6 protein-coding genes are annotated in these 12,051 nt (G+C 72.7%); all 6 read right to left on the bottom strand.

Annotated features, from left to right (window positions below):
• Positions 1-141 precede the first annotated feature (141 nt).
• The 6 genes from DB033_RS07790 to DB033_RS07815 all read right to left on the bottom strand — a co-directional run bounded on the left by DB033_RS07790 (position 142) and on the right by DB033_RS07815 (position 12,007).
• On the bottom strand, positions 142-1,806 hold the full coding sequence (locus DB033_RS07790) for a catalase (protein ID WP_111766187.1): 1,665 nt from the start codon (positions 1,804-1,806) through the stop codon (positions 142-144).
• 62 nt (positions 1,807-1,868) lie between these two features.
• Positions 1,869-2,366 carry a Fur family transcriptional regulator gene (locus tag DB033_RS07795; RefSeq protein ID WP_111766188.1) on the bottom strand — a complete coding sequence of 166 codons (498 nt, stop codon included), beginning with the start codon at positions 2,364-2,366 and terminating at the stop codon, positions 1,869-1,871.
• Positions 2,367-2,440: 74 nt separating this feature from the next.
• Positions 2,441-8,026, bottom strand: a complete 5,586-nt coding sequence (locus DB033_RS07800; protein WP_111767320.1) for an ATP-binding protein — start codon at positions 8,024-8,026, stop codon at positions 2,441-2,443.
• 485 nt (positions 8,027-8,511) lie between these two features.
• The gene (locus DB033_RS07805) at positions 8,512-8,733 is read right to left on the bottom strand and encodes a hypothetical protein (protein ID WP_111766189.1); all 222 of its coding nucleotides are present in this window, start codon (positions 8,731-8,733) and stop codon (positions 8,512-8,514) included.
• 283 nt (positions 8,734-9,016) lie between these two features.
• Positions 9,017-9,490 carry a ribonuclease E activity regulator RraA gene (gene rraA / locus DB033_RS07810; protein WP_111766190.1) on the bottom strand — a complete coding sequence of 158 codons (474 nt, stop codon included), beginning with the start codon at positions 9,488-9,490 and terminating at the stop codon, positions 9,017-9,019.
• A gap of 42 nt (positions 9,491-9,532) precedes the next feature.
• Positions 9,533-12,007 carry a Tex family protein gene (locus DB033_RS07815; RefSeq protein ID WP_111767321.1) on the bottom strand — a complete coding sequence of 825 codons (2,475 nt, stop codon included), beginning with the start codon at positions 12,005-12,007 and terminating at the stop codon, positions 9,533-9,535.
• Positions 12,008-12,051: the final 44 nt, after the last annotated feature.

A 12,051-nucleotide genomic window follows, 5' to 3' on the forward strand; every position in this document is an offset into this window, starting at 1 on the left:
AGGCCGGCGCCGCCGGGGGTTCTCTCCCCCGGACGGCATCCGGCCTCGGCGGGCACGCTGTTCGACCCGCGGCGACGGCCCGGGAGGGTCGTCGCGATCACTCCCGGACTGCCCGGCCCGCAGGCGCGGTAAACCTGCCCGCTACCGCTGGACCACCACGTGCTCGTTGGGCACCACGTGGGTCATCGTCAGACCGCTGACGTCCCGCGGTCCGTTCTTGCCCAGGTTCGACAGCCGCGCCAGCTCGTCGTCGGACAGCGTCTGGCTCTGCAACGGCTCGAGGTGCCGGACGTCGTCGGGCGACAGGCCCAGTCCCTCACCGACCCGCAGCCCGAGCTCGTCGTCGACCATCAGGAAGTGCCACACCATCCGCTCCTGAACGGCGCGGTCGGCCTGCCCGATGAGGGTCACGAAGTTGGCGACCAGGTCGTCCTTCTCCCACTGCTCCATCAGCTGGTAGCGCTGACCGGCCTGGGTGTAGTCGTTCGTCCGGGGGATCCGCTTGCGCGTCAGCCGGCCGGTGATCTCCGGACCCTGCTCGTCGTGCGTCGGGTACTGCGCCTCCCGCAGGCCGCCGGTGATCGACGGTTCGTAGTTGACGTGCGGGTTCTGCCCCTCGCCGAGATCCACGCCGTAGGACATCTGCCCGCCGCGCTGGTTCGTCGCCACCCGGGCGTTCTTCGGGCTGTTGACCGGCAGCTGTAGGTAGTTCGGGCCCACCCGGTAGCGCTGGGTGTCGGAGTAGGAGAACGTCCGGCCGACCAGCATCTTGTCGTCGGAGAAGTCCAGACCGTCGACGAGGACGCCGGTTCCGAACGAGAGCTGCTCGTTCTCGTTGTGGTGGTCGCTGACGTTGCGGTTCAGCGTCATGGTGCCGACGAGCTTGGGCTCGAACTCGTTCTCCGGCCACACCTTGGTGTCGTCCAGCGGATCGAAGTCCAGCTCCGGGTGCTCGTCGTCGCTCATCAGCTGCACGTAGAGATCCCACTGCGGGAACTCCCCACGGTCGATCGACTCGTACAGATCCTGCGAGGCGTGCCCGAGGTTCGTCGCCTGGATGTTGGCCGCGTCGGCCTCGGTCAGGCTCTTCACCCCGGCCCGCGGCTGGAAGTGGTACTTCACCAGGTGCGACTCACCGTCGGCGTTGACCCACTTGTAGGTGTTGACGCCGAAGCCCTGCATCGTCCGGTAGTTCGCCGGGATGCCGCGGGGGCTGAACAGGTTGACCAGCATGTGCATCGACTCCGGCGTCTGCGACATGAAGTCGAAGATGCGGGCCGGCTCCTGGCGGAAGGTGATGGGGTCGGGCTTGAGCGAGTGGATCACGTCGGGGAACTTGATGGCGTCGCGGATGAAGAACACGGCGAGGTTGTTGCCGACGAGATCCCAGTTGCCGTCCTCGGTGTAGAACTTCACCGCGAAACCGCGCGGGTCGCGGGCCGCCTCCGACGAATCGCGCCCGCCGATCACGGTGGAGAACCGGATGGCCACGTCGGTCTGCTTGCCGGCCTCGGCGAACAGCTTCGCCCGGGTGTAGCGCGCGATCGGCTCGTCGCCCCACTGCCCGGTCGCCTCGAAGGTGCCGAAGGCCACCGCACCGCGGGCGTGCACCACCCGCTCCGGGATGCGCTCCCGGTCGAAGTGGCTGATCTTCTCCAGGAACTGGTAGTTCTCCAGGGTGGCCGGACCGCGGGCCCCGACGGTGCGCTGGTTCTGGTTGTCGTAGACCGGATGGCCCTGGCGGTTGGTGAGGACCGGGCGGTCCTCCTCGCCGGCGGCGGGGCCCTGACTGGCGACGTCGGTCATGGGTGGATTCCTCTCGTGCGGGGACGGTGGTGCGGTGGGCGCGGGTGCGCCCGGGACAGGGATCAGGAGCCGGCGGCCCGGCATGCGGGACAACGGCCCCAGAACAGGACTTCGGCCTCGTCGACGGAGAAGCCCGCCGGGTCGGCGGGTGCCAGGCAGCCGCGGGAGCCGACGGCACACGCGACGTCGACCGTGAGTCCGCAGGAGCGGCACACGAGGTGGTGGTGGTTGTCGCCGGTCTCGGTCTCGTAGCGGGCGGGTGATCCGGCCGGCTCGATCCGGCGGAGCAGGCCCTCCGTGGTGAGCGCGGCGAGGACGTTGTACACCGATGCGCGTGAGACGTCGGCACCGGCGGCCCGGACGGCCGCGGCGATGTGCTCGGCGTCGGAGTGGGGCGCGGCGGCGACCGCGGTCAGCACCGCGACGCGCGGGGTGGTCACCCGCAGGCCGTGGTCGCGCAGGAGGCGGGCGGGACCGGTCGGGGGTGTCGAGGAACGCACGTGGGACTCCGGGACGCGCGCACGCAGGGTCAGCGACGGCGTCGATCTGGACCTGTCCATGATAACGACCCCCCGCTGACGACCGCGCCCGCCCCACTCGACAGCAGCGGGACGGGCGCGGTGGACGGCGGCGGTCAGGCCTGCGGTGCCGCGACGGTCCTGGCCATCCCCCGCTCCAGAGCGCTCACCAGGTACGGCCGCAGCTCCTCGGCCGGGATGATGGTGTGCACCGATCCGACCTCCTTGGCGCGGTCGATGTTGTGGATGGCCTCGAACTCGGCGGCCACCTCACCCAGCTTCTCGGCGCGGACGGCCGACCGCACGTCGGCCAGCCGGACCCGCAACTCGGCCTTCTCGACGTCGTCGCCGGACGCGGCCAGCGCCGACTCGAGCTCCTTGACGCGCTGGTCGGCGGCGGTGCGGTTGTTGACGTCCCGGGTGAACACCACGGCCGCGGCGGGGGCCCCACCGATGACCGAGGCGAACGACCCGGCGACCGCCACGACCTCCATGTTGTCGTTGAGCGCCCCGGAGAACACCACGAAGGCCCCGCCGTGGTAGCGCGACACCAGGCAGAACACGATCGGCCCGTCGAAGTTGACGATGGCCCGCCCGATCTCGGCGCCGTACTCCAGCTGGATCTTGCGCAGCGACTCCGGTGACCCGTCGAACCCGGACAGGTTCGCCAGCACCACCAGCGGCCGGTTGCCGCTGGCCGCGTTGATCGCCCGGGCGGTCTTCTTCGACGAACTCGGGAACAACGTGCCCGCGGTGAACTGGTCGGGCCCGTCGGCGGGCAGGTAGCCGCGCCGTGGGATCGGCCGCGACTCGATGCCGATCACCGTGGCCGGGTAGCCGCCCAGGTGGGCGTCGACCACGACGGAGGTGTCGGCGTCGGCCATCGCCGCCCACCGCTCCAGCACCGCGTGGTCGGCGTCGACCACCGCGTGGATGACCGCGCGGATGTCGAACGGCTTCTTGCGGTCGCGGTTGGTCTCCTCGGAGAAGATCTCGCCGACGGTGGTGAACGGGCTGTCGGGGTGCGTGTGCGGGGAGGTCCGCACGTCGCGCTCGACCGGGTCGACGGTGGTCGCCCGCCGCGGGAAGCGCTCACCCGGGGCGACGTAGGCGTGGTCGTAGTGGGCGAACAGCACGTCCACCGCGCCGGCGAGATTCGGCGCCCAGTACTGCGCCTCGCCGTTCGGGCCCATCACCCGGTCGTAGCCGCCGATGCCGAAGTTGTCCTCCGCCGACACCCCGCCCGAGTAGTCCAGGGAGTGCTTCCCGGTCAGCACCATGGCGCTGTCCGGGGTCATGATCAGCACACCCTTGGTGTGCTGCAGCATGGTCGCCTCGGCGTTCCAGTACGGCTGCGCGCCGACGTTGATGCCGGCCACCACGACGTTGACCTCACCGCCGGACTGGGTGAACGTGACGATCCGGCGCAGCGCGCGGGCCACACCGTCCATGTTCTCGGTGCCCGAGTCCATCGAGATCTTCGCGCCCGACGACAGCGCGAACCACTCGACCGGGATCCCCCGCTGCTCGGCGAGGTCGATCGCGGCCACCACCAGGGCGCACTCCGCCACCGCCACCGTGCCCAGTGCCTTCGTCGGGTCGCCGAAGATCGCCACCCGCTCCATGCCCTCCGGGTACCGCGTCGTCGGTGTCGACACCAGGCCCACGATGACGCCGGCCTTGTTCCGGCCCTTGGGCCGGTCCACCGGCCCGAACGCGACCTCGCCGGACGCGGACGGGGCGAAGTCGTACTCCGCCCAACTGCCCTCGGTACCGGTCAGCAGCGGCACGATCTCGTACGGGTACACCAGGCCGCGGGCCGCGGAGCGCTGCACCTTCTGCGTGTAGTCGTCCAGCGGGACGATCGGGTCGGTCGGCGGTGCGGTCACCTTGACCGTCATCCCGGTGCCGGCCGCGTCGGTGAAGCGCAACGCGATGGCCCGCGCGCGCTGACCGGGCTCCTGCAGCGTCGCCAGGACGGTGATCTCCTCCAGGCCGGCGCCGATCGACAGCGGCGCGTAGTTCCGCGCGAACTGGGTCAGGTCCCGCAGCGGCAGCTCGATCGGCGGCCAGACGTGCAGGAAGATCTGGTTCTTGTCCAGCCGGGCCCTGTTCCCGCGGGAGGCCTGCACCCGCCGGATGCTGTCCAGGCAGGCGCCCAGCACGCGCTCGGCCGCCGGGAAGCCGGTGACCACGCCGCTGGCGTCGCGGGCCGGCTGGGCGTCCCGGATCTCGGCCATCGCGACCAACCGCTCGTCGGCCGGGTTGTCCGGCGCGACGAGGTGCATCAGGTAGGTGTCCTCGGCCGACGGCAGGCGGGTGCCGACGAAGTTCTTCAGCCGCCACAGGTCCAGCCGCTGGCCCGTCAGCGGGTGCATGCCGCGGATGACCCGCTCCTCGACCGGTCCGCTACCGCTGGGGCGGAAGGTGAACTGCTCCACGGTGCGGGTGTCGATGCGCGCCGCGTCGGCGCAGACGACGACCGTCACCCGGCGCCCGGCGAACAGGCCGGGGAATCCGGCGAGGGTGGCCTGCAGCCGGCCGGCCACCTCGTCGGAGCCCGGCCGGTCGGGCCAGGACAGGTAGACGTCGGTGACGACGTTCCACGGCTGTGCGGCCGCCGCCGCCCGGCCCTCGGCCAGACGCAGCGCGGTGCTCAGGTCCGCCTCGCCGTCGGCGACGGTGGCGAACAGGTGCATCGACTGCCCGCCCAGGTCGAAACTGCCGGTGACGAACGGCCGGTCGTCGGTGCGGCCGGTGCGGACGTCGGTCAGTGTGCGCACCTTGTAGTACCGGCGGGTCATCGCCTCGAGCATCGGCTCCAGGTACGGGCCCCGGCCGACGAGCTGCTCGGCCAGCAGCCGGATCAGCGGCTGCGGACCGTTGACCAGTTCGGCCATCCGGTCGGCGTAGTCGGGTGCGTCCGCGTTCTCGCCGAGATACCGCAGCGTCTCCCGGCTGCCGGTGAACACGGTGGCCCGGGCGGCCTCGATGACCGGCCGGTCGAACGCCTGGAAGCGGACGTTGCGGGCGAGGTCACCGATCACCGGGTAGCGCAGCTGGGTGGCGACGATCAGCCGGGACAGCACGTCGCCGAGGTCCTCCTCGGTGGCTCCCGCCGGAACCCCGCCGTTCACCAGCCAGCGCTCCAGGAGCGCGGCGATCACCGGGGTCTGCGTGCCGGCCCGCTCCAGGGCGAGGAAGACCCGGAAGACGGCGTCCTCCAGCTCCGGGCACGGCTCGAGGTCGGTGACCCCGTAGTGCCGCAGCGCCCGGGTGAGCCGCTGCCGGAACGACACCGGCAGGCCCTCCCGCTCGGCGTCCAGCGAGTGCAGATAGGCGTGGAAGTACTCGCGCGGGCTGTGCACCCGTTCGTCGGCGGCCTGCTCGGAACCGGCGGGCCGGTTGCGCGACAGCTCGCACAGATCCGCGAAGGTGCTCAGCAGTTGGAACTCCGCCCGGCGCAGTTCGCCGTCCTCCGGGAGGTCGGCCAGCGCGTTGTCGTAGGTCGACAGGGCCTGCCGCGCCTGCGCGGCGGTGACGTCGAACCCGGTGATCATGGCGCGCAGCAGGCCCAGGCTCTGCTCGGCGACGGCCCGGTGGTCGCGCGTCGCGGCGGCTCCCCGCGCGGCGAAGCGGACCCGCGGCGAGGTGTCGGCCGCGGCGGCGGCGTCGTCGGTCTCGATGCGGTCCAGGCGCAGCAGTGCGCCGCCGGCGTCGATCTGGGAGCTGACCGTGGCCAGCACCTCCCGCACCCGGCCCGCGTAGGGCGCCCGGACGTGGGTCTCCATCTTCATGCTCTCGAGCACGATGAGGGTCTGACCGGCCTCGACCTCGTCGCCGGCGGCGGCGGGGATCGCCACCACCACGGCGGGCGCGGGCGAGCGGACCATGCCGCCCTCGTCGCGGGTGACCCGGTGGCTGACGCTGTCGACCTCGACGCGGTGGTCGGACGGGCCCTCGATGGTCACCACCCGGTGCCGGCCCGAACCGACGGTCACCCGGCTCTCGAACTCCGAGAGCCGTTCCACGGCGACGTCGACGGTGACGGGTCCGGTGACGGGCGAGCCGTCCGGGGCGCCGGCGGCGCCGGCGGCCGGGGCGTTGTCGACCGTGACGCGGTAGCGGTGCGGACTGATCTGCGCGACCTGCAGGCTGTACGACTGGCCCTGGTAGCCCAGCTCCACCGTGCGCCCGAGGACGTCGCGCGCCCGGGGCCGGCCACCCCGCGCCGAGCGCAGGAAGGCGTCCCGGTCCAGCCGTTCCTCGGCCTCGTAGACGTCCACCGCCACCGACAGCAGCGCCACGTCGGCGTGCGCCGGCAGACCCTCGGCCAGCGGCAGCCCGACCCGGTCCAGCCATCCGGTGTCGGCGGTGCCGTCGATCAGCTCCGGGCGGTCCAGCAGCTCCAGCAGGAACGACTTGGTGGTGGTGCCGCCGCGGAGCACGACGGTGGTCTCCCGCAGCGCGCAGCGCAGCCGGGCCAGCGCCTCGGAGCGGTCCCGTCCCCAGGCGATGATCTTGGCGACCATCGAGTCGTAGTCGGGCGGGATGACGTCACCGGTGGCGATGCCGGTGTCGACCCGGATCCCCGGGCCGCTGGGCAGCGTGAGCAGCTCGACCACCCCGGGCGCGGGGGTGAAACCGGCCTCGGCGTCCTCAGCGTTGAGCCGCGCCTCGATCGCGTGCCCGAACGCGGTCGGCGGCTCCCCCGTGAGCGGCTCGCCCGCGGCCACCAGGATCTGCAGCTTGACCAGGTCGATCCCGGTGGTGGCCTCGGTGATCGGATGCTCCACCTGCAGCCGGGTGTTGACCTCCAGGAACGCGAAGGTCTTCTTCTGCGGCTGGTAGAGGAATTCCACGGTGCCCGCGCCCCGGTACCCCGCCGCCTTCACCAGCGCGATCGCGCCCTGCCGGAGGTCGGAGTCCTGCTGGTCGGTCAGCGCCGGCGACCGGCTCTCCTCGATCAGCTTCTGGTTCTTGCGCTGGATGGAGCAGTCCCGCACGCCGGGCGCCCAGACGGTGCCGTGGTTGTCGGCGATGACCTGGACCTCGATGTGCCGGGCCCCCTCGACCAGGTGCTCCATGAAGATGACCGGATCACCGAAGCTGCGCAGTGCCTCGCCCTGGGTCCGTTCGATCGCCTCGTCGAGCTCCGACGGGTCGCGCACGATGCGGATGCCGCGACCGCCGCCGCCGCTGCGGGCCTTGAGGATCATCGGGTAGCCGATCACCTCGGCGTGCTTCCTGGCGTCCTCGGAGTTCTCCACCGGGCCGCCCGACCACGGGGCGACCGGGACGTTCGAGGCCTCCGCCATCAGCTTGGCCTCGACCTTGTCCCCGAGGCGGCGCATCGCGTCCGGTGACGGGCCGATGAACGTGATGCCCAGCCGGGCGCACAGCTCCGCGAAGGCGGCGTCCTCGGCGACGAAACCCCAGCCGACCCACACCGCGTCCGCACCGCTGACCCGCAACGCCCGCTCGAGTTCGGCGTGGTCGAGGTAGGGGATGCCGGCGGTGCCGACGTCCCGCAGCAGCACGCCCTCGTCGGCGGCCCGGACGAACAACGCCCCGCGCTCGGACTCGGTGTGCAGGGCGACGACCTTGATGTCGGTGCCGCGCTCGGCGTTGAGTTCACGCACCGCCTTGATCAGCCGGACCGCCGGCTCCCCCCGGTTCACCACCGCGATACGGCTGAACAGCTGCGGCCGCTCCGCCGTCTCGCTCGGTCGTTCGTCCAGGGTGGTCGTCGTCATCGTCGGGTTCTCCATCGCTCACTCATGGCACAGGGAAAGGGGATGCGGGCCGGCTCGGTCACGTCACGAGGCGCTTCAGGTCACTGCTCGACACTCCTCGAGGGGTCCGGGGCCGACGCGGGATCGGCGCCCGCCGGCCGCTGGATGTGGAGACATGGCGATCGCAATGTGACCTAGAGCATAGAGCAGGGCCTATTCACCTGCTGACCCCATCACGGCGTGCGCGGAGGGTGCGGCAGCACCGCGGGGCGCGTCTCGAGCGTCACCCGGTCGGCCCAGGGCGACCCGGAAGAAGCGCTGGTCGGACGCGGAGTGTGAGAGAGCCGACAGCACGGTCGGCGCGTCGCCCGGGCGCGGCGCGCGGCAACGCGCCCGGTGCGAGGGATTCGATGCGCGGCGACGACGGGGACGGGGTCGCCGCGAAGGGGGCGTCAGTGCCGGGTGGCGTGGACCGGGGTGCGCTCCAGCGTGGCCTTGATCTCGCGTCGCAGTGAGACGATGCGGTTGATCAGGCTCTGCTGTGCGGCGAGATCCACGGCCTGGCTGTGCAACTCGTCCAACCGGACCATCGCCATGCACTGCCGGCGACGGTTGTCGGTGTCGGCGAACGCTCGGATCCGGTGCAGCTCCGCTTCCACATCAGCGGTGTTCATGGCAGTCATTTCGGTGCCTCCCGCGCGTCAGCCTACGCCTGTCCGCGCCTCCGGAAGGGCGTCGTCGGTCACTCCCGAGACCGGTTCGCAACCGGTCCGCGGCCCGATCGACACCGCGACCGCAGCACCTGCGCCGATCCGTGCCGGCGGCGATCGGGCGACCGGGCGCCGACGCGAACGGGCGGTTCCGTCCGCCGCCGGGGTGGTGCGCCGGTGCGTCCGTCCGCGCCGGGCCGGCCCTGCCGACGGCCACCGCCGACGCCCGCCACCACCCGCCGCAGGGTCAGCTCCGGGGCAGCGTGACGACGCCGTCGGCGTCGCACCAGACGTGGTCGCCGGGACGGAACACCGCGCCGCCGAACTCCACGACGACGTCGCGTTCGCCCGCACCGGTCTTGCCGCTCTTGCGCGGGTTGGTGCCCAGGGCCTTGACCCCCAGCGGCATCCCGGCCAGGACGGCGGCGTCCCGCACGGCACCGTGGATGACCACGCCGGCCCAGCCGTTGTCCACGCCCAGCCGGGCGATGACGTCGCCCAGCAACGCGGTGTGCAGGCTGCCGGCGCCGTCGACCACCAGCACACCCCCGGCCCCGGGTCCCGACAGCACCGACCGGACCAGCGCGTTGTCCTGGAAACACCGGACCGTCGTCGCGGGACCGTCGAAGGCGACGCGTCCGCCGAGATCCCGGAACTGGACGTCGCAGGACTGCAGGCGGTCGCCGTACCGGTCGACGAGGTCGGCGGTGGCCGTGGTCATGGTGCCTCCGGGAGTCGGGCGGGTGCCGATCCTCGCACGGCGTCAGCGGCCCCGTGGCCGGCGCTCCGGCGGGCCACTGCCGAATCCGGCCCGTTTCAGGGCGTCGGCGAGCGACCCGGCGGGTGGGGGCGTCGCGGCCGGGCGGGGCGTCGCGGCCGGGCGGGGCGTCGCGGTCGGGCGGGGCGTTGCGGTCGGCGCGGCGGACCGCCCCCCGCTCCCCCGGTGCTGCGGCCGGGCGGCACCGCCGGTGCGTCCGCCGCCCGTGCCGGACCGGGGCGCGCCCGGTTCGTCGGTGAGCCGCAGCGACAGGCCGATCCGCTTGCGGGCCGGGTCGACCTCCAGGACCTTGACCCGCACCACCTGACCGGACCGGACGACCTCGCGTGGGTCCCTGACGAACGTGTCGGCCAGCGCGGAGACGTGCACGAGTCCGTCCTGGTGCACCCCGATGTCGACGAAGGCGCCGAAGGCCGCGACGTTGGTGACCACGCCCTCGAGGACCATCCCGGGCCGCAGGTCGCCGATCTTCTCCACGCCGTCGGCGAAGGTGGCGGTGGCGAACGCCGGGCGCGGGTCCCGCCCCGGTTTCTCCAGCTCGGCGATGATGTCGGTGACGGTGGGTACGCCGAAGGTGTCGTCGACGTACTGTTGCGGCCGCAGCCGGGACAGCAGCGCGACGTTGCCGATGACCCCCGCGAGCTCGGTGCCGGTGTCGGCCAGGATGCGCCGCACCACCGGGTAGGCCTCCGGATGCACCGCGGAGGCGTCCAGCGGATCGTCGCCGCCGGGGATGCGCAGGAAGCCCGCGCACTGCTCGTAGGCCTTGGGCCCGAGCCGGGGCACGTTCTTCAGGGCCCGCCGGGAGGTGAAGCGGCCGTTGCCGTCCCGGTGCGCGACGATGTTCTCGGCGAGGGTGGTGGTGATCCCCGAGACCCGGGCCAGCAGCGGGACCGACGCGGTGTTGACGTCGACCCCGACGCCGTTGACGCAGTCCTCCACCACGTGGTCCAGCGAGCGGGCCAGCAGGCCCTCGGCGATGTCGTGCTGGTACTGGCCGACACCGATCGACCGGGGGTCGATCTTCACCAGCTCGGCCAGCGGGTCCTGCAGCCGGCGGGCGATCGACACCGCGCCCCGCAGGGACACGTCCATTCCCGGCAGCTCGGCCGCGGCGTAGGCCGACGCCGAGTAGACCGACGCCCCCGCCTCGGAGACGACGACCTTGGTCACCCCGGGGTGGGCGGCCACCAGTTCCGCGGCCAGCCGGTCGGTCTCGCGGGACGCGGTGCCGTTGCCGATGGCGATCAGCCGGACGCCGTGCCGGGTGATCAACGCACCCAGGGTCGCCAGCGTCGGAGCCCACCGGTTGTGCGGCTGGTGCGGGTACACGGTGTCGGTGGCCACCACCTTGCCGGTGCCGTCGACGACGGCGACCTTGGTGCCGGTCCGCAGGCCCGGGTCCAGACCCATCGTGACCCGGTCGCCGGCCGGGGCGGCGAGGAGCAGGTCGCGAAGGTTGTCGGCGAACACCCGCACCGCGGTCTGCTCGGCCGCCTGCCGCAACCGGCCCCGGACGTCGGCGGTCAGCGACGGCAGCAGCTTGGTCCGCCAGGCCAGCCGCACCGTGTCACGCAGCCAGCCGTCGCCGGGCCGGCCACGGTCGCCGATGCCGAAGCGCGCGGCGATGCGGATCTCGGCGTCGGAGGGACTCGTGTCCAGTGGGTCCCGGTCGTCCGCCTCGGGCTGCACGGTGACGGTGAGCACGTCCTCCTTCTCGCCGCGGAACACCGCCAGCGCCCGGTGCGAGGGCACCCGCGCGAGCGGCTCGGCGAAGGCGAAGTAGTCGGCGAACCGCCCGGCGGTCTCCCCGGCGTGCTCGGCCCCGCCCTTGACCGTGCTGACCAGCCGGCCGCGCCGCCACAGCAGCTCGCGCAGCTCCCCCACGAGATCGGCGTCCTCGCCGAAGGTCTCGATGAGGATGAAGCGGGCGCCGGTGAGGGCCGCCGCCGGGTCGTCGATGCCGCGGTCGGGGGCCACGAACGGCGCGGCCTGGGCGGCCGGGTCGCGGTCCGGGTGGGCGAGCAGCGCTTCGGCGAGCGGCCCGAGACCGGCCTCGCGGGCGATCTGGGCTCGGGTGCGCCGCCTGGGCCGGTACGGCAGGTAGATGTCCTCCAGCCGGGACTTGGTCGTGGCGGCCGCGACCGCCGCGGCCAGCGCGTCGGTGAGGACGCCCTGCTGGGTCAGCGACTCGAGCACGGCGCGCCGCCGGTCGGCCAGTTCCCGGAGGTAGTCCAGCCGTTCCTCGAGAGTGCGCAGCTGGGTGTCGTCCAGGCTACCGGTGACCTCCTTGCGGTACCGGGCGATGAACGGCACGGTGGCGCCGCCGTCGAGCAGCTCGACGGCGGCGCGGACCTGCCACGGTTCGACGCCGAGCTCCTCGGCGATGAGCCGGACGATCCCGGCCGCGGAGTCGTGTGCCGGGGCGGCGGGGCTGGTGGCTGCGCTGTGCTGGGTCATGGCGCCGACCACTCTGACACAGCGCGGCGCCCGGCGGGTCCGGC

Origin of the sequence: Nakamurella deserti (assembly GCF_003260015.1) — a bacterium.
Classification (GTDB): domain Bacteria; phylum Actinomycetota; class Actinomycetes; order Mycobacteriales; family Nakamurellaceae; genus Nakamurella; species Nakamurella deserti.